Here is a 22,527-nt window from a genome sequence, read left to right as displayed (position 1 = left end):
ACTAGTCCGTTGTTGCTGAACGGTTCTTCTCGGCGGTGTTATCCTAGCTAGACCCGGACCCCCAAGGAGCCAGATGACGTTTCCCATTCTCGCACTTCTGTATGGTGGCCCCGACCAGTTGATGCCCTTGACCTCTGGACTGGCGGCGGTGTTCGCCTTTCTGCTCATTTTTTGGAACAAGGTGCTCGTCGTCCTGGGAAAACTCCTGAATTTGTTCAAAGCGCACAAACCTTCCGAAACGGCGGACGGCCCGGCGTCCCAATCTTCCGGAATATCCGAAAACTCGCACATCAGAGAGTAGTGTGAAAAAGAAGGTCTTGGTACTTGGCCTCGATGGCCTTGAGCCGTCCATTGTCGAGTCCATGATGGGCCGAGGCGAGCTGCCGAATTTTGCCAAGCTGAAAACCCTTGGCTCCTACGGACGGTTGCAGACCACGTACCCCGCGCAAACCCCGGTGGCCTGGTCCACTTTCGCTACCGGCACCAATCCCGGCGGGCACGGCATTTTTGATTTCATCTGCCGCAATCCGGAGACCTACCAGCCTGATCTCGCCCTCAGCCGTTTTGAGCGGCCCAAGAGCATGCTGGCGCAGCCACGAGTCGTGAGCCGCAGGAGAGGGATGCCGATCTGGCAGGTGCTCGCCAAGGCCGGAGTGCCGAGTACCGTCCTGCGCTGCCCATGCACCTTTCCACCGGATGCGGATTCGGGCAGAATTCTCGCCGGAGTGGGCACGCCCGATCTTCGCGGCGGCCAGGGAACCGGTACGTTCTATACGCAGGACAAGAGCGTTGAACAACAAGAAAACGAGCAACTCGTTTATCTGGAGCAAGGCGACAATCTCCGCACGCATGTGATCGGCCCGCGCAACACTCGAGTGAAGCCGGTGGCAGATCTCACCAGCGAGATTCGAGTGCGCGTGGATCAAGCGCGCCGCCAGCTGCTTTTCGAAACCGGTGGAGCGCCCAGCACTGTAGAAATCGCGGAAAAGAGCTGGGGGCCATGGATACGGGTGAAATTCAAACTTTCCATGCTGCAGTCGGTTTCAGGGCTGGTGCGATTCTACGTACGCCAGCTCTCACCACATCTGGAATTTTATGCGTCGCCGGTGAACTTCGACCCTGCTGCGCCGCTGTTTCCGGTTTCGGCACCCGCCGATTACGCGAGGCAGCTGGCGGAGGGCATTGGGCCTTTTTCAACGCTGGGGATGGCCGAGGATCACACCGGCCATAACAACGGTCGCTTCGATGAGGACGCATTTTGCGATCAATGCGCGCTTGTCCTTGAAGAGCGCGAAAAAATGATGTGGTTCGAACTTGAGCGATTCAGCGAAGGTTTTTTCTTCGTTCTTTTCGATACGCCAGACCGCTTCCAGCATATGTTCTGGCGGTTCCGTGACCGGGAACATCCCTCTTTCAATCCTGAACTGGCGGCCAAGGCCGCTTACCGGATCGAGGAGCTATATCAGCGATGCGACAAGCTGCTGGGCCGTGTGCTGGAAAACGTAGATGAGAACACATTGCTGGTAGTGCTCTCTGATCACGGCTTCGGTTCTTTTCGGCGATCCTTCGACACTAATACCTGGTTATGGCAGCAGGGCCTGCTGGCGCTGAAAAATGGACGGAAGCCTGGTGAAGAACTGAATGGATTCGCGCAGGTTGATTGGACAAAAACCTACGCGTACGCGGTTGGGCTGGGCGGGATTTATTTAAATCTGCGCGGCCGGGAGAGCGCTGGCATTCTGGAACAAAACGGCGAGGCGGAGCGGGTGCGGAAAGCCATTGAAGAGGGCCTGACCGGAGCAGCCGACGCGCAAACCCAGCGTCCTGCCGTTTGCAGCGTTTCTCGCCGGGAAAAGATTTACTCCGGCGCTTATGTTGGCGATGCACCCGACCTGCTCGTGAACTTCAATCCCGGATTTCGCGTTTCATGGCAGAGCGCGATGGGCGGGTTTGCAAATTCCCTACTGGAAGATAATACGCGCCGCTGGAGTGGGGACCACATTGTGGATCCCACTGCTGTGCCCGGAATTCTGCTTCTCAATCGCGTAGGGCGTCGCGAAACCGCCCGCATGATTGACCTGGCGCCAACCATTCTCGGCTTCCTGGATGTTCCCCCTACGGCGGCGATGGAGGGGCAGTCTCTTCTCTGATCGGCTCCTTTGCTCGGCTCGTCTAGAGTACCGTTGCTCTGATATCGTGAATCCATGAAAATCTGCGTTCTCGGGCTGGACTGCGCCGCGCCTGAGATTATTTTTAATAATGAACGTCTGGTCAACCTGCGCCGGCTGATGGACTTGGGCGTGTACGGCCGCCTGGAGAGCGTGGTTCCTCCTATCACGGTGCCTGCCTGGATGTGCATGAGTACGAGCCAGGACCCAGGCTCGCTCGGAGTGTACGGATTTCGCAATCGAGCTGACCACTCCTACGATCATCTGAAGTTTGCGACTTCCGCCTCTATCAAAGCATTAGCAATCTGGGACCACATTGCGCGAGAAGGAAAAAAATCCGTTATTGTCGGCGTCCCGCCAAATTTTCCGCCGCGGCGTGTAAACGGAATCAGCGTTGGGTGCTTCCTTACTCCAGATGCTTCCAAAGACGAGTTCACTTACCCGGCGAGTATCAAAACCAAGATTACGGAATTGGTGGGCGAGTATCCGGTAGACGTAAAGAATTTCCGCACCGATCGGAAGGATTGGCTACGCGACGAAATTTTCGAGATGAGCCGGAAACAATGGAAGGTGGTGCATTGGTTATTACAGGACCAGGAGTGGGACTATTTCCATTTTGTTGATATCGGACTGGACCGCGTTCACCACGGCTTTTGGGACTATTTTGACAAGCAACACGTTAACTACCGCGCGGGCAATCCGTATGAGAGCGTGATTCCCGACTATTACCTTTGGCTCGATGAACAGATCGGGCGTGTAATGGAAACCGTGGATGAAGACACGGTTCTGCTAGTAGTCTCCGACCACGGCGCGCAGAGGCTCGACGGCGGTTTCGCAGTCAACCAGTGGCTCATAGAACAGGGCCTGCTGGTCCTCAATAAAGAGCCGCAGGGTGTGACTCCGTTTAACAAGTTGGACGTGAATTGGGCAAAGACCCGGGTGTGGAGTGAAGGCGGCTATTACGCGCGCGTCTTCTTCAATGTGCAGGGTCGCGAGCCGCAAGGCGTGGTTCCCGCCAGCGACTACGCATCGTTCCGCGATCAGATCAAAGCTAAATTCGAGAGCTTAACTGACCACAAGGGCCAGCCGCTCAAGTCGCTTGTCTTCAAGCCGGATGAACTCTATCGCCAGGTCCGAAACGTCGCCCCCGACCTGATTGTGCATTTCGGGGGACTTTTGTGGCGGTCTATCGGCAGCGTTGGCCATCCTAGCGTGCATGTTCAAGAGAACGACACCGGTCCTGATGCCTGCAACCACGCGCAATTTGGCATGTTCATCCTGGCTGCACCGAATTGTCCGCTCAGGGGCGAATTTGAAGGTGCAAAACTTTTGGATATTGCACCGACCTTGCTCGATCTGGCAGGTTATGAAGTGCCAGACACCATGCAGGGACGTTCGCTGGTGGCCGGCCTCGACAAACGGCGGGGCGACTCCGGAGAAGGAGACGCCATCATTCACGACCGCCTTGCCGGGCTGGGATACATTTAACTCGCGTGACCACGATTACCAGTCAATCGGTCCCCGTGCTGGATCTAAACCGGCAGTACGCATCCATTCGGGAGCAAATTCAGGATGCGCTGCGTGAAGTGTATGAGTCGCAACATTTCATATTGGGACCGCAGGTTGAAGCTCTTGAGAAAGAAATCGCCGCCTATTGTGGCACCCGCTATGCGACCGGGTTGGCTTCGGGAACAGATGCGCTGATTCTCGCCCTGAAGGCCTGTGCGGTCGGCCCAGGCGACGAAGTGATCGTTCCTGCGTTTACATTTTTTGCCAGTGCTGGCGCGGTAAGTTTGCTCGGCGCAACTCCGGTCTTTGCCGACATTCAGCGAGACACGTTCACTCTCGATCCAGCCCAGCTCGAATCGAAAATCACCTCGCACACCAGAGCCATCATGCCGGTGCACCTCTACGGCCAGGCCGCAAACATGGAGCCGATCATCGAAATCGCACGGCGTCACGGTTTACGCGTCATTGAAGATAACGCCCAGGCGATCGGCGCTACCTATCATGGCCGGCGTACTGGATCCGTGGGGGACGTGGGCTGCATCAGCTTCTATCCCACGAAGAATCTTGGGGCGTGGGGAGACGGTGGCATGGTGGTGACCAACTCAGAAGAGATCAGCGCGCGAATCCATAAATTGCGGAACTATGGCTTCGTCCATAAATATGTGAGCGAAGAAATCGGCTACAACAGTCGGCTCGACGAAATTCAAGCCGCCGTGCTGCGGGTTAAACTGCGGCATCTGGATGAGTGGAACCGCGCGCGAACCGGCCACGCTTCGACGTACGACTCGCTGCTCAAAAAAATAAGGGGGTTAGTTGCGCCCAAACGTGCCGATTGGGGTACGCATGTGTTCCATCAGTACACCGTTCTCCTGCCGAAGCGAGACTTGGTTCAGAAATATCTGGCAGAACGCAACATCGGAAGTACGGTTTATTATCCGGTGCCATTACATTTGCAGCCGGCGTATAAGGATTTGCACTACAAGCCAGGAGACCTGCCCCAAAGCGAGCAGGCAGCTGCGGAAGTGCTTTCCTTACCTATCTATCCGGAACTTACCCGGGAACAGATCCAGTACGTCGCAGCCGCGCTGGAAAACGCCGGGCGCGGATAGCCGACGTCCACCTCGGTATTGTCCGAATGCCGCGGTGCTCTTGCCCTTTCGGCCGATTTCCTGCACCGAAATCCTCTCAATCTGGGGGCTGAATTGGTGTATAAATTGAGCAAACCTCTTCGCCGGTCGTCACTTTAAATGAGCGCGGCTTCCCCATTGCTTATCGTGCAGCAAAACTCGGCCGCGGCCGCGAGTCGGCTTGAGGCGGCCATGCGTTTGGTGACCGCGAGAGCCATGGCAGTGCTTCAAGCCGATGCGATGGTTCTCAAACTCCTGGAGCGGGAACGCTTGATCACTCGCGCCCACGTCGGCGCGTCCATTCTCGAAGATGACCGACTTGCGGACGAGTGCGCGCGTGCGGGCCTGATGCTTAGGTGTGACGATACCTGGACCACCTCTCGCCGGGAGTTCGGCCGCTATTGGTCACATAGCATTCGTTCTTTGCTCATCGTCCCCATAATTCACGAGCAGCGAATGCTCGGGGTACTCGAGATTTTTTCGAACCTGCCCAGCACGTTTACCCAATTACAGCCGAAGACACTACAACTGGTGATTGGATGGATAGTCACGGCCCTAGCTGATGTAGCGGGGATTGACCATCGCTTGGCGGCGGTCGCCAGCAATGCGCAAACTGCAACTGTTCCTCGCGAGTCTCCGGTCACCGCGCCGCAGGCGCCGATCGCGGAGCCGCGGGTTAAAGACACCAGACTCTCACACGCCTATTGGGTACCGGCCGCGATCGCCCTGACAATTGCTGTGATCGGTTTCGTGGTAAGTCTGGACACGGGATTGTTTCACGCCCGAATATCCGCGCTCCGTGTTAATTCCCACGAACGAAAAGCTACTCAATTGATCGCGCAAGGCAGACTTGATGCTGCCATAGCCGAACTCAACACTGCCCTGGCGGCGCAGCCGCGGAACGTACAACTGCATTACGATCTTGGGGCAGCGTTGTTCCGGCAAGGAAAATTTGCCTCATCGGCTGCATCGTTTCGCAATGCGCTGCACCTCCAGCCGAATTTTGCCGGAGGACATAGCGGGCTGGGCATGTCTCTCTTTCACTTGAAACAGGAAGAGCCGGCCATCGTCGAGTTTTATATGGCAGTTCGCGACAATCCTCTGGACGCAGACTCGCACTACTATTTAGGTGTGCTCTTGGCCTCCAAGGGAATGACGAGAGAAGCGATAGACGAATACCGTCAAGCAATTCGCATTCATTTCAAATTAGCGGCTGCGCACACCGGGATGGCGCTGGCCGAGTGGAGTCTCGGCACTCACACTTCCTCCGCCCAAGCTGCCCAACACTTTGAGAACGCCTGGGACGAGGTGCATACGGCGCAATCGTTGGGCGCTGCCGTTGATCCTGCGTTCTTGACTGCATTGCGTGAACGCATGCCCGACCCCGCCGAGCAAAACTAGGCGGTTCTTCACCCCTGGAACTCACGACCATTCATCCTCAACCTGTTACATTATGTTGCGCGAGGAGTGCCATGTTCTGGGCCGTGTTGGGATGCCTGCTGGTTGCGATCGTGCTGTGGGAGGCATTCGAGACCATTGTGCTTCCACGACGTGTGACGCGCCGTTTCCGGCTAACTCGGGGCTTTTACCGCGCGACTTGGAGGCCATGGAGATGGCTGGCCTTGAGGGTCCGGAAACGACGCCGCCGAGATGCGCTTCTGAGCATTTATGGCCCGCTTTCTCTTATCTTTCTGCTCATATTCTGGGCAGTAGGTCTGTTATTTGGTTTTGCTCTATTGCAGTACGGCTTCGGTTCCCAGCTCAAGGGAGAGGCGTACGGAAGAGGCCTGTGGACCGACCTCTACTTAAGCGGAACCACTCTTTTCACTCTCGGGCTTGGCGATGTGGTCCCCGTTACCACTGCTGGACGCGCATTGGTAGTTCTGGAAGCAAGTTTTGGTTTTGGCTTTTTCGCATTGGTGATTGGATACTTGCCTGTTCTGTACCAGTCGTTTTCGCGGCGTGAAGTGAACATCTCGCTGCTTGATGCCAGGGCGGGTTCTCCGCCAACCGCAGCGGAGTTGCTGCGACGCCATGCTCAGGACAACAGCTTGTCGGACCTGCGCGAGCTGCTTTATGAGTGGGAGCGCTGGGCGGCAGACCTCCTGGAAAGCGCGATCTCCTATCCAGTGCTCTGCTACTTTCGTTCGCAACATGACAATCAATCCTGGTTGGGAGCCTTAACCACAATTCTGGATACTTGTTCCTTGACGATGGTAGGGATCGACGGAATGTGCGCTCGCCAGGCGCAACTTACTTTTGCCATGGCTCGTCACGCCGTTGTTGACTTGGCGCAGGTGTTTAGCACCACGCCCAAGGTCAGCGAGAAGGTTCGTCTGCCCCCGAATGAGCTTGTTCGTTTACGAGGTTTTTTGGCAAACGCGGGCCTATCGCTACACGCCAGCGCCAAAGCCGACCAAAGGCTGGCCGAACTTCGCAGCATGTATGAACCTTACGTTTTTGCCTTGTCCGACTTCCTCGCGCTACCCGTCCCTGAATGGATAGCCCATGAGGACGTGATTGATAATTGGAAAACCAGCGCTTGGGGACGGATCTCAGGTTCTACAGCAACGGCAGCTACAAGAACCGACGATCATTTTTAAAACAGGCACAATTAACGCTCGAACAGAGTGACGCGGATGATGCCCCACTCCTGGTGACTCCTGACTCGATAATTCTGTTTGAGAACTGCGTTTGCGTGAGTCGTGAAGCTGTCGGGCCCCCAATTCTGTACGAGCCAGATGCGACGGTAGCGACCGGCGGCATCATCGAGAAAAGCAGGATCGATAGGAACCCCCTTCAACAGACGGGCATCCGAGCGCTGCGGGAATAAGACGCGAGGGGCGACTTGCGTGTGAGAACGTTCTCGGTAGTACTCATAAGGGAGCCGCGCCAGGGGATGATAGAAGAAAATAGCGTCGCCCGGCTGCGTCTCCGACAGAACAGAACTGATCGCCGTTTTCCAGTCCTGGTCGGGCGGATCAAAACCGGTGCGGTAGTACTCAACTACGCCTCGCAATGAAAGGGCGAAAACTACCAGGGTAGCGGCAGTAAACAGCCAGCGACGACGTAATTGCGACAATCCCATCGCAACCAGAATCAGGAATGGCGGCAAACAGAGAATAAGGTAGCGCGAGACAAACATCGGCTTCACCAGGGAAAGACCGATGGTCAGCACAACCGGCAGTAACAGCCAACTCCACATCAATACATAAGTCCATCGCTTTTCAGGGTCGCGCCAGCTCCTGACAGTGGCGAACGCGGCCGCCAGCAAGGCAGCAGAATCCAGTAACAATAGAAGGAGGCCGCCGCGACCGCTCAGCAGTACTGCGAAATCATAGACTTCTCGGAAAGTAGTTCGGGTGACCCAGAATCTCTGGCCTTTGTCCTTGGTGAGAATGAACAGCGCCACGGGCAGCAGAGCTATGCATATCGCGACGGTGCTGCGCACCAGTCCCCTCCAAGGAAATGTCGGTTTAGGCGCCGCTAACGCCGCGAGCCAAATCACGGGCAAGATCAGCGCTGCAAAAAAATGTGCATAGACGGCGAGGGTGGCAGTGACTGCGAATGACACCCAGTGACCAGGCGATGGCTTATCAACACTCTTCACAAAAAGCCAACAGGTCAGTACCACAAGCAGCAGGTACAGCGAATAGCTGCGGGCCTCCTGGGCATAGCGCACATGAAAAACGTTGCCGGCCATCAGCAGCGAAGCAAGAAGGCCGACACGTTCCCCGAATGACCTCCGAGCCAATGCAAAAATCAGAGGCACAGTCGCGATGGCAGCAATTGCGGAGAGCAAACGGACGGTGAATTCGCTTTGACCCAGATGCAGCCACGCACGCAGCATCACCCAATAAAGTGCCATGTTCGCTTCCCAACTCAGCACCATGTTGCGGAAGCCGGGTGGATCGAGCCGCGCGATAGAAACGCTCATCACCTCGTCAAGCCATAGACTTCTCTTGCCCAGATACAACAGGCGAAGAATGGCGGCGAGAAGAGTAATTGCGCCAACAGCCCAAATAGCGGACGGCTGCCCGGAGAGTGTGTCCAACGGAGGGTGACGCTGTCTCACAGGGGAAATCGTAGTTGAGTCAGGTATCTGCAATGCTGGGTTTTTCAATTTATCAGATGAGAGGTGCCGGTTAGCGACTACATCGCGGCGGAGGGTCGGCCTAAGTAGTTAGCAGCTCTGGATTTAGGGTGCGCATTCAAAGTTTTCGTCGCGCCTTGGGGTACTGAAGTCACATTGGCCCGATGACAGACGTTACCTTTCGACATGTCCATTAGTGCTATAAGCTCGTGTACGAATGGACGGGGTCCTATGCGAACCTTAGTTTGGGTGCTTCTGCTCTCTGCTGCGGCTTACTGCCAGGTTGTAGCTCTCCCGTCCGCACAGCCCGCCTCGGCCCTGGCTAATGGCAACAAGCATTCTGCTGACGCCTTGGATCCAGCCGCCGACCCGATGGGCGTCGGTCTGGCCACATTTGCATCACTACGTCCTGCGGAATTGTATGCAAGTAGCGTCAGCGTGGCGCCGGTGGTCTCGACTGCAACCGTCGTCACAAAGCAGCACATGCAAGAGCCTCCGGCGGCGAACATGAAATTGTGGTACGCGGTCACCGTGTTGCCACACGCCGCGGCTGCATTTGACGGCTGGACGACGAGAGAAGTAATCAGCAGCGGAAAGGGCCGTGAGCTGAATCCATTCATGAAGCCGTTCGCGAATTCAGCGGCCATTTATCCTGCACTTCAGGTAGTGCCAGCCAGTATGGACTATTTGGGTCTGCGATTCATGCGTAGCCGCAGCCCTCTGCTGCGCAAACTATGGTGGACACCGCAAGTTGCCTCTGCCGCGATCTCTGTCGCGTGTGGCATTCACAATCTGGGAGTCATCAAGTAAAAATTGTTCGCCATCAAGCGACGGTGCGTTTCAACTGGCCGCAGGCGGCGTAAATGTCGCGGCCTCGCGGGCGCCGAATGAAGGTGGGCACACCCGCCCGAACCAGCACCTGCTGGAACGCAAGCACTCGCTGCGGTTCAGGGGTAGTGAAAGAGATTCCCGGCCCCGGGTTAAGCGCGATCAGGTTCACCTTGGCGCGGATGCCGCGGACCAGTTCCACCACCTCACGCGCGTTCTCCAGGGCATCGTTGATTCCATTCAGCAGGACATACTCAAAGGTAAGGCGCTCGCGCGAGCGCAAAGGGAATTCCCGGGCGGCAGCGACTAGCATATCCAGGTTCCATTTGCGATTGAGGGGCATGAGCCGTGTACGCAGCTCGTTGTTGGAAGCGTTCAAAGAAATCGCCAGTTTGGGGCGCACCACCTCCCGGCCGAGATCGTGAATCCGCGGGACTATGCCGGCGGTGGACGCGGTCATGCGGGATTCCGGAATGCCTACACCTTCCACTAACAGGCGTACTGCCTTGATGAAATTGTCGTAGTTGAGCAGTGGCTCCCCCATGCCCATAAATACCAGATTGATCCTCTCCCGTCCGGGAAAGGCACGTTGATCATTCAGGACAGCCACTACTTGACCCACAATTTCGCCCGCGGAAAGGTTCCTTTTGACGCCTAACAACGCAGTCAAACAAAACTGACAATCTACGGCGCAGCCAACCTGGCTCGAGATGCAGATGGTCGCCCGCTTCCAGTTCTTCCCTTCATCCTCACCCGCCGTGCTGCCATCACCGGTCTCGCCGTCATCGCCCTCGGGCATCCACACTGTCTCCACGCTTTCACCATCTGCGAAGGCCAGCAGATAGCGCACGGTGCCATCACTGGACTGGAACCGCTTTTGGATTGTGGGGAGGCCAATGGCATATCCCTCGACCAGTGCTTGACGAAATGCCAGTGGCAAGGTGGAGATTTGCTCGGGCGATTGAATGTTCTGGCGATAAACCGCCTCAAAGAGCTGCTGGGCCCGAAATGCGGGTTCGCCGGCGCTTTCGACAAGGGCTGTAAGTTCTTGAAGATCAAGGCCTAAAAGGCTGGTCTGTGGAAGCCTTCCCATACCGCTAACCCGCTCCTGTGAGTTGCAGATTGATATTGTACTGGTCCGCAAAAAGACGCTTGAGATCGTTTTTGAGCGGAATGAGCCATGATGGCACAAATTGGCGGATTTTACTGTAACCTTTTGTAAATAAGGCATTTATCGTTGCTAGCGCAGTCGGGCCAAGGTATGTAACAATTATTGAAGCACGGTTCCCTGCACGATCCTCTCTTGCGGGCCTTTTGAGAAAATCATGGTTCAAGAATTGCGAAACATCGGCCGCGAAGTGTTGCCCAACGGTCTGACGATTATTACCGAAGAGATGCAGCACATCCGCTCGGTCTCGATCGGGATATGGGTGAAGAGTGGCTCACGCGACGAAGATCCGCAATGGAATGGTATCTCGCATTTCGTCGAGCACATGGTCTTCAAAGGAACGAAGAATCGAACCGCAGAAGACATTGCACGCCAGGTGGATTCAATCGGCGGCAACATGGACGCGTTCACTGCCAAGGAATGTATCTGCTTCAACATCAAGGTATTGGATGAGCACCTTCCGATCGCGATGGACGTTTTGAGCGATTTGGTGCTGAACCCTATTTTCGATGTAAAGGACATTGGGCGGGAGCGCGGCGTCATTCTGGAAGAGATCAAGATGGACGAAGACAATCCCGACTACCTCGTCCACGAACTCTTCACTCAGAATTTTTGGAAAGATCACCCGCTTGGCAAACCCATTCTGGGCACCAAGGACACGGTGAAGCGCTTCGAGCAGCCGATATTGTTCGACTACTATGGGCAGCGCTTCAATCCTGCCAACTTGATTATCTGCGCCGCCGGGCATATAAATCACCGCCAATTCGTGGAGCTGGTGAAAGAGCGTTTCCAGCACCTGAAGCCGAGCAAGAACGGATATCACACGGCGCCTCCGAAGATTAATGCCCGGATTACGATGCGCAACAAAAAGGCGCTCGAGCAGGTGCAGATTTGCGTCGGCGCTCCGGCATTTCCCATCGCGCATGAAAGGCGTTTCGCTTCATATATTTTGAACACCTTGCTGGGTGGCGGAATGAGCTCGCGGCTGTTCCAGAACGTACGCGAACGGCAGGGCCTGGTGTATGCGATTTATAGCGATCTGAACCCGTTCCGCGATACCGGTTGTCTCTCGATTTATGCCGGCACTTCGCGTGAGTCCGCTCCCAAGGTGGTGGGATCCATTGTTGCCGAGCTACGCAATTTGAAGGCAGCGCAGGTGCCGGAAGAGGAGTTGCGGCGTGCCAAGGACCAACTCAAAGGTAGCCTGATGCTCAGCCTTGAGTCCAGCACCGCACGGATGTCAAACCTTGCGCGGCAAGAGATGTACTTCGACCATTTCGCAGGCCTCGACGAACTCATCGAAAAGATCGAAAACGTGACGGCGGAAGATTTGCAGAACATTGCCCAGGAATTCTTCCGTCAGGACCTGCTCGCGGTCACCGTGCTGGGCAATCTGAACGGCTTCAAGATTTCCCGCGATCAATTGGCCTGCTAGGCTGACAGCCGTCTATTCGCAATGGTGCGGCCACGAACACTAGGTCGGGATCCTGCATCTAACTCGAAAACAGCAGAGTACTTGATTGATACTACGGGCTCGCTCTGCCCCAGTACTGTCTGGGGTGCGTCGCGATCGGCGGCCCAATATTTTGACTGCAGGGGTCGAAAAGAATGAATAGAAAACTTGCTGCGCTTGCTGTTCTTGGTACTCTAATTTCCGTACTCTTGCTGGCGGGCTGCCCACCGCGGATGAAGATAGCCGACATTCGCAAAGATCCTGGTAAATACATGAATAAACAGATCACCGTTGCGGGAAAGGTCACCCGCGCTTTCGGGGCTATGGGAATGGGAATCTTCGAAATTGACGATAGAACCGGACAGATGTGGGTACTGAGCGAAAGTTTTGGGGTCCCCGGAGAGGGCAGCACTACAGCGGTGACCGGCCAACTCGTGCAGACCGCGACCTTTGCTGGTAAGAGCTACTCGAACGTCTTACGTGAGACTCAGCGACGCCGCTGATTGGTCAGTAGATTGGATAAAACCGGGATTTTCTGGTCTTACGCCTTCTTACTCCGGTCAAAACGGACCGCATCTGCGAGCACGAATCAGCGCAATCTCCTGCATTCGATCATACGCAAGGTGCAGATGTTCGCTGAGCAAGCGCAACATTTGCAGGCAGGCGTCGGGATAACTCCGAAGAAATTGCAGCAGATCCTTTCGCCTGATAAACGCTCCCTCACAGTCCTCAATCACCTCGGCCGCGACCTCATAATTCACTCCTGCCAAGGTGGCATCCAGGCCAATGGGTTCACCCGGGCCCAAGGTACAGAGAACGAGCCGTCTCTCCTTTGCGGAGGAGACGGAGATCCGGACACGACCATCCCGAAGCACGAAGACCCGACGTGCCGCTTCGCCTTCGGTGAACAATCTAGCTCCTCGCTGGTAGCGCTCGAAGGTCTTAATGGCTTCGAACGCCTCCTGGGCTTCCTGCGTTAGATTGCAGAAGATCAACCCCGCCGGACATGAAACACCAAAGTTATTCTGCTGAACGTTGCTTGGCATACATTCCCACATGCGGTTGCGGTTATCCCCAGGATGGACCACAACGGCCTGATTAGTGTTGCTTATTTTTCAAGCAGTTGCGGTGATCACCGTCGCCAAGAGGGGTGATGTCGGTCACAGAGGCCCTCCAGTCATCACGGCTGGGCGGGGGAACCCGCGACGAGACTAGTAAGGGCACGACTTGTCGTCTTAGCATCAGGCTGGGTTGGCGAGGTTTCCCGGAGGTCAAATTATGGTCCTGCGAACCCTAAGAATCATTCGCGGCCTGTTTTGCGTCTGCCGTCACCGGGAGCAAATGGTCACCAGCCATAGGCTTTCAACCGGCGGCTACGAAATGTTCCTGGTGTGCGCCGGGTGCAGCAGACGAGTCAGCAAAGGTGTTGTGCTGGATAGGGGGACGGTCTCTCCTGCCAGCCACCCGGCACGATCGTTCTAAGAAGCGGCAACCAAGTTTCTAGCGAGAAAACATGCGAGATATCTACCAGGTTCTCTACTACAAAGAGCAGAAGCTGCAGCAGGTCAGGCGCGAAGTAGAAGTTCTACGCACCATTCTTCCGTTGTTGGCCGACGACGCAGCGCTGAGTCAATCGTCCATTCCGCGACAGGCCAGCCCTCGACCTACCCTCATCCGTTTTGAACGAATGGCCTCACCGGCCGGATTGCAAGATGCCAGATCGAAAGCACCGCAACCCTAGTGCCTCTGGGTAACCGTGCGTCAGCGGGGATTGTTCGGACGGCGGGGATTACCGTTTATGTTGTCCGTTTCTTCTTCTGCGTCTGCAAGCAGTGGGGCGGCAATGCGCAAGGCCTCAACCTCCGCCTGTGCCTGCCGTAACTGGGTCTCCTTCTCTCGCAGCACTTCGTAGATGTTTCTCATGGTTCCGGATCCTCAACTCCTGCGAATACAAGTAACTCTCGCATCTTACCGTATGTAAGCGCAGTTTTGAAATTGCGGACTTCACTACATCGGAACAATCTCGATGAAAACGTTGCGCTTACTCCAAACCAACGGAATTCGCATCAACCAGTACTTGCGCTGTAGAAGAGTGTGCGCGGCAGGAAATTCGTTGGCAGAAAGGATACGCGCGCGCCCTTCAATTTCCGGTCCCACGATGCGCCCACGCATGGTTGAAGGGGCGACACGGACACGTGGGTTATTGCGGATGCGCTTGAACTTCCAGGAATCATCGCGCGTCATTACGTAAACTTTGCCTGCATTTTCTGCGAACCACAATGGTGTATGAATCGCTTGCCCATTTTTGCGAAAGCTGGCCAGGCTGAGGTATTTGTGTCCTTGCAGTGGTGCAAATGCGCCTGCCACGTCAATCCTTTCTCTCGCGGTTAGGACTCTAGCACGTCGCCCGCTGTTGACAGTGTCTCCTGCAAAGCCCTGGATTGCCTCGGTTAAGTTATCCCATCGGTTTTTGTTTGGTTCGTGTTGCGTGGAAACTGCTGGCTTTCAGTCTGAAATATTAAGGGCGGCGTGCAATCACTTCTGTTCTTGCACACTTAGCTCGGGGCGGCCGAGGGGCAGTCGATCAGTTATCCGGTACTCGTTGTAATCAATTGTGAGGACGGCGCGGCCCCCAAGACGAATCGTGCTAACAGAGTAATTGTGAGCGGGAAGCCAGAAATCACCCACTTTTTCGTATGAGTGCTCGATTTCGCTGTGCTTGGTCCAGAAGGAAGGGGACTTGGCCGGCTCGGCCTGGATTTTTACCACGGCGAAATCCTGGCCGTCGATCCAGATGCGCCCGCGGTAAAGAAATTTGTTCCTTTTCCTGGGTTCGATCTGCATGACATAGCGAGAAGGATCAGTCGAGGTCGCAGGTTCGAAACCCAACAGGGTGAAGTCGTAATTTTGGGTGTTAAGGGCGGTAGCTTTCTGATTGTCTTCCCCTAGTGCCTCTTGCTCACTTTCGAGCAACTTCTTAAACACGCGATCTATGACCACTTTTGACCCAGTTGCAGAGACCACCGTGAACGCTTTGGTAAGAGGGCGGAGGTATTTCACGCTCACGTGCATTTCGGCATCACGGTTTCCGGGAAAACCGCGGTATTGCAGCCGATAGGTGCGGGTCCCCTCGTAGGCCTGGAGCCTCTCAGCCCGCAGTGCATTCATCCGCACCAGATTACTCACCACCTGTTCGGCATTGAGCGGAGCTGTCTTGATCTCGGCGGGTGGCAGTTTCCGCCCCGTAAGTAGGGATGGCGCCGCAAAGATAAGCAGCAGAAACACTGCGGCGGCGGCAAGTTTCATGGGTAATTCAGGTCCAGTAAAGTGCCAGGTCATTGTTTTGGATTCGGGACGAATTTGTAGCCCAGGCCGCGGACCGTAAGCAGATGGCGCGGATTCGAGGGCTCGCGCTCGATGTACCGCCGCAGCCGCACTATGAAATTATCAATGGCGCGGGTGTCAGTATCTTCTTTAAGATTCCACACGTCCTCAAGAATTGCCTTACGGGAAACCGCTTGTCCGCTGTTTCGAACAAGGTAGCGAAGCAACTCCACTTCCATCAGAGTCAGGTGAAAAACCTGGTCTCCGGCGCGTAGCTGCAAGTTGCCGAAATCAACGATCTTGCCGTCGAAATTGAAAACGTCTGGCGGGCCTGCGCTTGCTTGAGACGGCTGGGGCATCAGCGGTTTCGAGTCACGCAGCCAGACCTTCCGGCGCAACAGACTTCCAAGCCGCGCAATCAGAATGTCGAGATTGAAGGGTTTGGGGAGGTAGTCATCGGCTCCGGACTCGAAGCCTTTTAACACGTCCTCGGGCCGGCTACGCGCGGTGAGCATGAGCAAGGGAATGTAGTTGCGCGCCTCGCGCAGCTCACGCGCTACAACGAAACCATCTTTACCAGGCAGCATGACGTCGAGCACGAGCGCCTCGTAAGCTTCGTTTTTTTTCAATAGGCGGTCGAGTGCTTCTTCACCATTGTCTGTGACCTGGACGGAGTAACCTTCCGCCTCCAGATTAAAGCGGAGCCCCTGCGCCAGGTGCGCCTCGTCTTCAACGATCAAGATTCGGTTCATACGTGATAGACCCGCGGAAGACGGAGTGTGAAGGTGCTGCCGCGCCCTTCACCCTCGCTCTCAGCGAAGGCATCACCACCGTGACGGCGGGCAATTGAGCGCACGATGAACAGACCAAGGCCAGTCCCCTTTACCTGGCCCGCGCTGGCGTTCTGTACACGGTAGAAGCGTTTGAAGATGCGCTTCAGTTCATCGCCGGGGATACCGATGCCTTTATCACTCACGCGTAGCAGTACGGTATCAATATCTGGTGTAAGCAATTCAACGTGAATGTCTTTTGTAGCACCCGAATATTTGATGGCATTGTCGAAGAGATTGCCAATAGCTGTGCGGAGCTCTTCCTGGTTCCCCATCACCAAAACTCCCTCAGAGGATGCAGGCCCGAAGCATAGCGACCCTGGGGGCAGGTTGTGGCGCAGTTGGGCAAGTTCAACCGCATCCTTCACAATGGCGGATAGATTAAGCTCCTGCCAGTTCTTGCGGGCTTTGCCGTGCCGGGCCTCTCCGGCTTGCAGAACCTGCTCGACCGTACCAAGTAAACGCTGGGTATCCTCGAGCATGATGCGATAGAAGTCGTGGCGCTGATCTTCGTCAACTTGCCGTCGTTGCAAGGTCTCCAGGTATAGACGAATGGAGGTAATCGGTGTCTTCAACTCGTGGGTGACGGCATTCAGGAAACTGTCCTGCTGTTCGTTGCGGCGAATTTCGCGGATAAGGAAGGTGGTATTGAGGACCAGGCCCGCAATAATAAATAAAAAGAAAATAACGCCCAGCACAGCGGGCACGACTTCGCGCCAGGTCACCGGCCGGTTGCCAAGAAACTCGGTGGTCAACTTTATCCAGCTGACGTTGAGCGCAATCGCAAACCCAACCAGAAAGGCACCCAGGGTGATAAAGAATGCGGTGGTCTTGGCTCGACTGGCAATGCGCATGAATGCCTAAATTGTAGTGGATGTGGAGCCGCAGAAAAGAGAAAACGCCGGCCGAAGTGGGCCGGCGTTAGAAATGCAAATCTTGGATTAACTAATCGCCCGAAACGGCCGCCAGTTCTTTGCCGGGAAACTCAGAAGCAACACTCTTCGAAGCTTCGGCGGCGCCGAATTTGGGCAACTTGTGGAGCTTTACTTCGGTAGCCAGGCCAAGCTTACGCAGCGCCCAAATTCCGTACCAGTTCACATCCACCTCGTACCAGGCAAGTCCATGGCGCGCTGCTACCGGCTGAGCATGGTGATTGTTGTGCCAGCCTTCGCCAAAGGTCAGGACCGCAACCCAAAAACTGTTCTTCGAGGTATCGCCGGTGAGAAACCGTTGTGAGCCCCACATGTGAGTAGCCGAATTGACCAGCCAGGTGAAGTGGAGGCCGAGTACAGTGCGCATGAAGATGCCCCACATGAAGCATGGCCATCCGCCAAGAACCAGCAGCAGGGCGCCCAGTGCAACAATTGGGACCCAGTGCCACTCGCTAATCCAGACATGAAATTTGTCTTTGCGTAGATCTGGAATGTAGGGCAGGAGCTTGTCTGACTTGTTATGCATGGATTGGCCGGTCATGATCCAGCCCATATGTGCCCAGATGCCACCATCGCGTGGAGAGTGCGGATCGCCGTCTTTATCGGTGTTCTGGTGGTGGACCCGGTGAGTGGCTACCCAGAACATGGGGCCACCTTCCAAGGTCAGGGTGCCGCATATAGTGAGGAAATACTCAACCCACTTGGGCGTCCTGTAGCCGCGATGGGTTAGCAGGCGGTGGTAGCCCATGCCTATACCGAGGCTTCCCGCAACCCACCAGAGGAAGGCGGCAACCGCCAGCGCCTTCCAGCTGAAGAAAAACAATGAAGCAAGGGCGCCGATGTGGAAGGCAACCATGAAGGAGGTGGTAATCCAACTGACGGGCTGGCTGAACGTCTTATCACGTTCAAAGATGCTCATGTTGGGCGTGCTCCGAAAGAAGTTTGACGGCTGTGACTAAGACTGAATCTATCAGCAAGAGAAAGGGCCCTTTGTAATAGTTATGTAATTGCAGGAGCGGCCTTGGTTACGAAAGGACTGCCCGGCTAGTACAGGGGTGGGCGCGAACTCAGCGCAGACGATTGCGTGGTGCGCACGTTCACTGCGGTTTGGTAGGGTCGCTGCCAGGGGTCGGAGCCGAAGTGGGAGTATCGCCGGGAGTTGGTCGAGGTAGCGGCGCGACGCCGCCCGCGGGTTGTGGATCAGTCGGCTGCTCTCCGGGACGCCGCAGAGTCGGCGCATTCGCCGGCCGTGGCTGCGGCTCTTGCGATTGAGCTACCGCTTCTGGCTTCTTGATTTCGACTTCTTTGGCGGTACGGACAATTTTTTCGCCATCTACTTTCATGGTCTCGACGCGAACCACTTCGTCTCCCACCAGACGAACAAACTCGACCTCCTGGGGTGGTGCGCCGTATATCCATTCCTCGTATTCCACATTCCCGTCCCGCTCGCGAACCTTTTTTGGCGCTCGACCCTTGGCCATGCTGACCATTTCTCGATCCATCCCGACCAATACTTTGTGATCTTTGATGGCGTTGCTAACTTTGGGTGGGAGCGTCTTCAGATAGGCCTCGGCAGCGGATTGAGCGTTGAAATCCAGCACCGGCGCCAACATCTGCTTCACCTGAGTGGGTGTCAGTGAGGGAATGAACTTCTCAAACTGAAGATCCACGTAAGACCCGTGCGGGTTGTTGGTGGTATCACCCTGCGAGAGCGGCACCGTACCTCCCATGCCGCCCACCTGGACGCGCTGGTACCATTTCTGCCGCTTGCGTGGCCCACCATTAATTTCGAAACGAATACCATTGCCCCGGAATTCCACGTTGGTGATGAGGGCGCGGTCGCCCGGCTTGGCCGCAGGACCGTTATCTGCGAGCAACTGTCGCAGTTCACCCTCCTTTGGAGCAACTATGCTCCCATTCTTAAGCGTCAGCCCCGTCTTGCCCATCGGAAACAGCACGCGGGCAAAAACTCGTTCGGCATTGAGGCCGCGAATAATCTCGATGCGTTCTTCTTTTGTGAGGTGCTTAGCCGTGTCACTGGCGAGAGCGCTGGCCAACAAGAAGGGAATAAACAACCAAGCCGCAGTGCGCCGGGGAATCATGAGAACATCCAGACCTTAAGATGCCAATTATAGCCCTAGGAGTGGCCGATTGTGGTGAGCGTCAGGCCTTCGCGAGCCACCCGGAAGGGGATCATCTTAGCGCCATGTTCACGCAAGACCTTCGCCACCTTCTCTTTGGCATCTTCTTCGACCAGAAAGACCACGCAGCCGCCACCTCCGGCGCCACAGACCTTGGCTGCACGTCCGCCGTTACGGCCTGCCGCAGCTACCAGTTCGTCGATGAGTGGCGTGGTAATTCCGGGAGCGTTAGTGCGGCGCAGTTTCCATTCTTCGCGCAGCAAGCGCGCAACATTGTCCCAATCGGCATTGGCCAAGGCATCACTCATGGCGACTGCGATTTGCGCGATCTGCTGGAAGTTGCGGCGAACACGCTTGTTGCCGTCCATGTGGGCTTTGAAGACCTCCCAGTTATTTATGCCGGACTGGCGCGGCGCACCGGTATATGCCAGGAGAAAGCGGGCCTCGATTTCTTCCGGAGCGATAGGCAAACTGTGACGGTGACTTCCGTCGGCTGCGAGCTCAATGGCGCTGACGCCGCCATAAAGCGCGGGATAGTGGTCCTGGCAGCCGGTAGGAACATGGATGAGTTGCGCCTCCACGTTCATGGCCAGCACCCGCATCTCTTCCCGCGAAAGCTTGCGGCCGGTAAACCGTACCAGAGCGCCAATGGCAGCGATGGTGAGTGCCGACGAACCAGCAATCCCTGCGCCTGCCGGGGATTCTGAATCGGTCTCTAGCAGCAAACCTTCCTGGGGCTGGAAGAATTGAATGAGGCGCGCTCCCAGTGCATGCTTGAACTTGCTCGCCCGGCAGAGTTGGTCAAGATCTGCGAAGCGCTCTTCCCTGCTGGTATCAAGCGAGCGCAATTGGATGCTCTTGCCCTTAAGAGACGATACCCGGCACGTGGCCAGCACATTCACCGCAAAATTCACCGTGACCGCACCGGGATGGAAAAGATACAGCGGCCAGATATCGAGCGTGCTACCCGCCAAGTCGGCGCGACAGGGGGCTTGGGAGACGACGGTCTTCTCCGGTGAAACACGCGGCTTGCGTGGGGGCATGCGCTGCCAGTTTATGGGTAGCGCACTTCATACGAGAGTCACTAAGTAGTGTCTAGTGGATAAGGGCTTCTGCAGGAACACGGCGTTGCTGGGGCACGCCCTGCATTGATTTCAGGATCAACACCAGGGATCGCCCCTCGTGAGCGGCAGGCATGTAGATTTGCTGGCGGTCAGGGTCGAAGGCGATGCCGTGGCCGCGCACCTTAAGCGGAAATTGATCTTCCGTGGCGAAGCTGGTCGCGCTGGCGCGTACCACGCCAACCTCATTGCTGCTGGAAAGATAAAGCCTGCCACCGGTGCGATCGAGCCATAGGCTGTCCACTCCCGGAGGAGCCGGCACGCGGCCAAGTTCAGCGCCAGTGTCAGCGTTGAGGGCCAGCACTGCCGAACGTACTGCTACGTACAAGCGGCGCGCCTGCGGATCCAGCGCCAGCGCGGTAGGCTGCGACGCGGTCATTGAATACCGCTGCAACACTTTCAGGTCAGGATCAACTACAGCGACCTGGTTTTGATCTTCCAGGCTGACATAAAAGCGATCATGGCTTGGGTCATACGCGATTGCATCGGGATGACCATTAAGCGGCTGTGTGCTTACCTGATTTGTGGACAAATCAAGCGCCGAAATGGATTGATCCTGCACGTTCCCGATATATAGCTTTTTACCATTGCTTGATAGTACGACTGGGCCAGGTTCGAGTTTGAGCGGGATAGTTCGTTCCGCCTTCCAGTTCTTTGTGGAAATTACCATTACCGAAGGAGCTGCGGCGTCGGTCACGTAGATCTTGCCGGTAGCGGCGTCAACTGCCATTCCACGAGGACGGCCCACTTCAATTTGAGAGACCAGGCGGCGCTTGCGAGCGTTGAAAACGTCCACCGTCCCCGCCCCGTCGTGCGCAATGATGAGAAACCCGCCCTCCACAGCAATGCTGTGGAACCCGGGATTACCGGGAATGTAAACCATGGCGAGCTGACGCAGTTGGGTCCCGGTGGCCGCGAACGCAGCCGTTGCGCAGATAAGAACCAACGACAGAGTGCGAAATAAACGCATTTATGAGTACTGCGGCAGAATGCCGCTTATGGTGTGGGATGCGAGATTGAGCAGTTCTGCTGCCCTGATCAAGAACGCTTAAATCAGGCCAGGTTCATGGCGCGCTTGAAACTGCCACGCTCTTTCATGATTTTTTCTTGCAAAAGAGTGATGGCATAGATCAACTGCTCGGGGCGCGGTGGGCATCCCGGCACGTAAACGTCAACCGGAATCACCTGGTTTACACCCTGAACGATGGCGTAATTGTTGAAGACCCCGCCGGAGGTGGCACATGCCCCCATGGAGATGACCCACTTGGGTTCAGGCATCTGCTCCCATAGTTGGCGGATGACAGGCGCCATTTTCTGCGATACGCGGCCGGCGATGATCATCAGGTCAGATTGGCGGGGCGATGGGCGGAACACTTCTGCGCCGAAGCGGGCAATGTCGAAGCGCGAAGCGCCCATGGACATCATTTCGATAGCACAGCAGGCCAGACCGAAGGTCATGGGCCAGAGCGAGTTCTTGCGCACCCAGTTCACGGCTTTATCCAGGGTGGTCATGACGATGCCCTCAGGCTGGGTCTCGCCGAAAGTGACCTCGCGGATTCGTTCTTTGTCGTGCTCGCTGCCGATCAGGTTGTCGAAACGCTCTTCGCCGTTCATGCTGTCTCTATTCTAAACCCCGACCACAAATCACGTGGGCACAGGCGCCCCCGCCTGTGCGGGCGAGCGCAGCTCGCCCTTAGCGCCCCTGCTGTACCAGGCGCAGCACCATTTGTTCTTCATCGATGTACCTATCCCCGACTTTTAAGGCGCGCGGCTCGCAACCATAAAGCTGGAAGCCCAGGGAGGAATAAAGACCGCGAGCGGCTGCATTCCCGG

At 56.1% G+C, this 22,527-nt stretch carries 24 protein-coding genes; 11 read left to right on the top strand and 13 right to left on the bottom strand.

Annotation, left to right across the window (positions count from 1 at the left end; all coding sequences use genetic code 11):
- Positions 1-73: 73 nt before the first annotated feature.
- From VFA76_04315 to VFA76_04290, 6 genes are all read left to right on the top strand, one after another.
- Entirely contained in the window at positions 74-301 is a 228-nt protein-coding gene (locus VFA76_04315; protein ID HZR31064.1) for a hypothetical protein, read from the top strand.
- Between the two features lies 1 nt (position 302).
- The gene (locus VFA76_04310) at positions 303-2,150 is read left to right on the top strand and encodes an alkaline phosphatase family protein (GenBank protein HZR31063.1); all 1,848 of its coding nucleotides are present in this window, start codon (positions 303-305) and stop codon (positions 2,148-2,150) included.
- Between the two features lie 54 nt (positions 2,151-2,204).
- The gene (locus VFA76_04305) at positions 2,205-3,656 is read left to right on the top strand and encodes an alkaline phosphatase family protein (GenBank protein ID HZR31062.1); all 1,452 of its coding nucleotides are present in this window, start codon (positions 2,205-2,207) and stop codon (positions 3,654-3,656) included.
- Between the two features lie 5 nt (positions 3,657-3,661).
- Entirely contained in the window at positions 3,662-4,786 is a 1,125-nt protein-coding gene (locus VFA76_04300; GenBank protein HZR31061.1) for a DegT/DnrJ/EryC1/StrS family aminotransferase, read from the top strand.
- 138 nt (positions 4,787-4,924) lie between these two features.
- Complete coding sequence (locus VFA76_04295; protein HZR31060.1) at positions 4,925-6,205, top strand: tetratricopeptide repeat protein; 1,281 nt, start codon at positions 4,925-4,927, stop codon at positions 6,203-6,205.
- A gap of 71 nt (positions 6,206-6,276) precedes the next feature.
- Complete coding sequence (locus tag VFA76_04290) at positions 6,277-7,407, top strand: ion channel (GenBank protein HZR31059.1); 1,131 nt, start codon at positions 6,277-6,279, stop codon at positions 7,405-7,407.
- A gap of 11 nt (positions 7,408-7,418) precedes the next feature.
- On the opposite strand, the gene VFA76_04285 is transcribed toward VFA76_04290, so the two are convergent.
- Positions 7,419-8,741, bottom strand: a complete 1,323-nt coding sequence (locus VFA76_04285) for a glycosyltransferase family 39 protein (GenBank protein HZR31058.1) — start codon at positions 8,739-8,741, stop codon at positions 7,419-7,421.
- A 387-nt stretch (positions 8,742-9,128) separates the two neighbouring features.
- On the opposite strand from VFA76_04285, the gene VFA76_04280 reads away from it, so the two are divergent.
- Positions 9,129-9,707 carry a hypothetical protein gene (locus VFA76_04280; protein ID HZR31057.1) on the top strand — a complete coding sequence of 193 codons (579 nt, stop codon included), beginning with the start codon at positions 9,129-9,131 and terminating at the stop codon, positions 9,705-9,707.
- 13 nt (positions 9,708-9,720) lie between these two features.
- On the opposite strand, the gene rlmN is transcribed toward VFA76_04280, so the two are convergent.
- The gene (gene rlmN, locus VFA76_04275; protein ID HZR31056.1) at positions 9,721-10,818 is read right to left on the bottom strand and encodes a 23S rRNA (adenine(2503)-C(2))-methyltransferase RlmN; all 1,098 of its coding nucleotides are present in this window, start codon (positions 10,816-10,818) and stop codon (positions 9,721-9,723) included.
- A gap of 232 nt (positions 10,819-11,050) precedes the next feature.
- Between rlmN and VFA76_04270 the strand changes: the two genes are divergently transcribed.
- Positions 11,051-12,328, top strand: coding sequence for a pitrilysin family protein (locus tag VFA76_04270; GenBank protein HZR31055.1), 1,278 nt, complete (start codon positions 11,051-11,053; stop codon positions 12,326-12,328).
- A 173-nt stretch (positions 12,329-12,501) separates the two neighbouring features.
- Positions 12,502-12,849, top strand: a complete 348-nt coding sequence (locus VFA76_04265) for a hypothetical protein (protein HZR31054.1) — start codon at positions 12,502-12,504, stop codon at positions 12,847-12,849.
- 57 nt (positions 12,850-12,906) lie between these two features.
- Here VFA76_04265 and VFA76_04260 read toward each other — a convergent pair whose 3' ends face one another.
- Positions 12,907-13,392 (bottom strand): Crp/Fnr family transcriptional regulator, encoded by a 486-nt coding sequence (locus VFA76_04260; GenBank protein ID HZR31053.1) that lies wholly within the window; start codon positions 13,390-13,392, stop codon positions 12,907-12,909.
- 232 nt (positions 13,393-13,624) lie between these two features.
- Between VFA76_04260 and VFA76_04255 the strand changes: the two genes are divergently transcribed.
- Positions 13,625-13,828 (top strand): hypothetical protein, encoded by a 204-nt coding sequence (locus VFA76_04255; GenBank protein HZR31052.1) that lies wholly within the window; start codon positions 13,625-13,627, stop codon positions 13,826-13,828.
- Positions 13,829-13,859: 31 nt separating this feature from the next.
- Positions 13,860-14,087 carry a hypothetical protein gene (locus tag VFA76_04250; protein ID HZR31051.1) on the top strand — a complete coding sequence of 76 codons (228 nt, stop codon included), beginning with the start codon at positions 13,860-13,862 and terminating at the stop codon, positions 14,085-14,087.
- A gap of 20 nt (positions 14,088-14,107) precedes the next feature.
- Here the strand turns inward: VFA76_04250 and VFA76_04245 are convergent, their stop codons facing one another.
- The 10 genes from VFA76_04245 to VFA76_04200 all read right to left on the bottom strand — a co-directional run bounded on the left by VFA76_04245 (position 14,108) and on the right by VFA76_04200 (position 22,308).
- Positions 14,108-14,269, bottom strand: a complete 162-nt coding sequence (locus VFA76_04245) for a hypothetical protein (protein HZR31050.1) — start codon at positions 14,267-14,269, stop codon at positions 14,108-14,110.
- Between the two features lie 84 nt (positions 14,270-14,353).
- On the bottom strand, positions 14,354-14,713 hold the full coding sequence (locus tag VFA76_04240) for a PPOX class F420-dependent oxidoreductase (protein ID HZR31049.1): 360 nt from the start codon (positions 14,711-14,713) through the stop codon (positions 14,354-14,356).
- Positions 14,714-14,881: 168 nt separating this feature from the next.
- Positions 14,882-15,652 carry a hypothetical protein gene (locus VFA76_04235; GenBank protein ID HZR31048.1) on the bottom strand — a complete coding sequence of 257 codons (771 nt, stop codon included), beginning with the start codon at positions 15,650-15,652 and terminating at the stop codon, positions 14,882-14,884.
- Positions 15,653-15,681: 29 nt separating this feature from the next.
- Positions 15,682-16,422: a response regulator transcription factor gene (locus VFA76_04230; GenBank protein ID HZR31047.1), complete on the bottom strand. Its 741-nt coding sequence runs from the start codon at positions 16,420-16,422 to the stop codon at positions 15,682-15,684.
- Positions 16,419-17,354 (bottom strand): HAMP domain-containing sensor histidine kinase, encoded by a 936-nt coding sequence (locus tag VFA76_04225; GenBank protein HZR31046.1) that lies wholly within the window; start codon positions 17,352-17,354, stop codon positions 16,419-16,421. The genes VFA76_04230 and VFA76_04225 overlap by 4 nt, the downstream gene beginning before the upstream one ends.
- Positions 17,355-17,445: 91 nt before the next feature.
- Positions 17,446-18,351: an acyl-CoA desaturase gene (locus VFA76_04220; protein HZR31045.1), complete on the bottom strand. Its 906-nt coding sequence runs from the start codon at positions 18,349-18,351 to the stop codon at positions 17,446-17,448.
- Between the two features lie 178 nt (positions 18,352-18,529).
- A complete protein-coding gene (locus tag VFA76_04215) occupies positions 18,530-19,534 on the bottom strand; it encodes a hypothetical protein (GenBank protein HZR31044.1) in 1,005 nt (334 codons plus the stop codon).
- Between the two features lie 35 nt (positions 19,535-19,569).
- On the bottom strand, positions 19,570-20,616 hold the full coding sequence (locus VFA76_04210; GenBank protein ID HZR31043.1) for a hypothetical protein: 1,047 nt from the start codon (positions 20,614-20,616) through the stop codon (positions 19,570-19,572).
- 52 nt (positions 20,617-20,668) lie between these two features.
- On the bottom strand, positions 20,669-21,664 hold the full coding sequence (locus tag VFA76_04205) for a YncE family protein (GenBank protein ID HZR31042.1): 996 nt from the start codon (positions 21,662-21,664) through the stop codon (positions 20,669-20,671).
- An 83-nt stretch (positions 21,665-21,747) separates the two neighbouring features.
- The gene (locus VFA76_04200; protein ID HZR31041.1) at positions 21,748-22,308 is read right to left on the bottom strand and encodes an NADH-quinone oxidoreductase subunit B family protein; all 561 of its coding nucleotides are present in this window, start codon (positions 22,306-22,308) and stop codon (positions 21,748-21,750) included.
- Between the last annotated feature and the right edge of the window lie 219 nt (positions 22,309-22,527).

It is taken from the genome of Terriglobales bacterium (assembly GCA_035651655.1).
Classification (GTDB): domain Bacteria; phylum Acidobacteriota; class Terriglobia; order Terriglobales; family Acidobacteriaceae; genus DASRFG01.
The sequence above is the reverse complement of the archived record's forward strand: the minus strand, read 5'-3'. Positions and strand labels throughout refer to the sequence as shown.

Coding starts and splice junctions, on each gene's coding strand:
- VFA76_04315 (HZR31064.1), top strand. CDS start 74: ATGACGTTTCCCATTCTCGCACTTCTGTATGGTGGCCCCGACCAGTTG.
- VFA76_04235 (HZR31048.1), bottom strand. CDS start 15,652: ATGAAACTTGCCGCCGCCGCAGTGTTTCTGCTGCTTATCTTTGCGGCG.
- VFA76_04205 (HZR31042.1), bottom strand. CDS start 21,664: ATGCGTTTATTTCGCACTCTGTCGTTGGTTCTTATCTGCGCAACGGCT.
- VFA76_04255 (HZR31052.1), top strand. CDS start 13,625: ATGGTCCTGCGAACCCTAAGAATCATTCGCGGCCTGTTTTGCGTCTGC.
- VFA76_04225 (HZR31046.1), bottom strand. CDS start 17,354: ATGCGCATTGCCAGTCGAGCCAAGACCACCGCATTCTTTATCACCCTG.
- VFA76_04245 (HZR31050.1), bottom strand. CDS start 14,269: ATGAGAAACATCTACGAAGTGCTGCGAGAGAAGGAGACCCAGTTACGG.
- VFA76_04220 (HZR31045.1), bottom strand. CDS start 18,351: ATGAGCATCTTTGAACGTGATAAGACGTTCAGCCAGCCCGTCAGTTGG.
- VFA76_04230 (HZR31047.1), bottom strand. CDS start 16,422: ATGAACCGAATCTTGATCGTTGAAGACGAGGCGCACCTGGCGCAGGGG.
- VFA76_04260 (HZR31053.1), bottom strand. CDS start 13,392: ATGCCAAGCAACGTTCAGCAGAATAACTTTGGTGTTTCATGTCCGGCG.
- VFA76_04215 (HZR31044.1), bottom strand. CDS start 19,534: ATGATTCCCCGGCGCACTGCGGCTTGGTTGTTTATTCCCTTCTTGTTG.
- VFA76_04290 (HZR31059.1), top strand. CDS start 6,277: ATGTTCTGGGCCGTGTTGGGATGCCTGCTGGTTGCGATCGTGCTGTGG.
- VFA76_04200 (HZR31041.1), bottom strand. CDS start 22,308: ATGAACGGCGAAGAGCGTTTCGACAACCTGATCGGCAGCGAGCACGAC.
- VFA76_04295 (HZR31060.1), top strand. CDS start 4,925: ATGAGCGCGGCTTCCCCATTGCTTATCGTGCAGCAAAACTCGGCCGCG.
- VFA76_04285 (HZR31058.1), bottom strand. CDS start 8,741: ATGAGCGTTTCTATCGCGCGGCTCGATCCACCCGGCTTCCGCAACATG.
- VFA76_04280 (HZR31057.1), top strand. CDS start 9,129: ATGCGAACCTTAGTTTGGGTGCTTCTGCTCTCTGCTGCGGCTTACTGC.
- VFA76_04305 (HZR31062.1), top strand. CDS start 2,205: ATGAAAATCTGCGTTCTCGGGCTGGACTGCGCCGCGCCTGAGATTATT.
- VFA76_04250 (HZR31051.1), top strand. CDS start 13,860: ATGCGAGATATCTACCAGGTTCTCTACTACAAAGAGCAGAAGCTGCAG.
- VFA76_04270 (HZR31055.1), top strand. CDS start 11,051: ATGGTTCAAGAATTGCGAAACATCGGCCGCGAAGTGTTGCCCAACGGT.
- VFA76_04210 (HZR31043.1), bottom strand. CDS start 20,616: ATGCCCCCACGCAAGCCGCGTGTTTCACCGGAGAAGACCGTCGTCTCC.
- VFA76_04265 (HZR31054.1), top strand. CDS start 12,502: ATGAATAGAAAACTTGCTGCGCTTGCTGTTCTTGGTACTCTAATTTCC.
- rlmN (HZR31056.1), bottom strand. CDS start 10,818: ATGGGAAGGCTTCCACAGACCAGCCTTTTAGGCCTTGATCTTCAAGAA.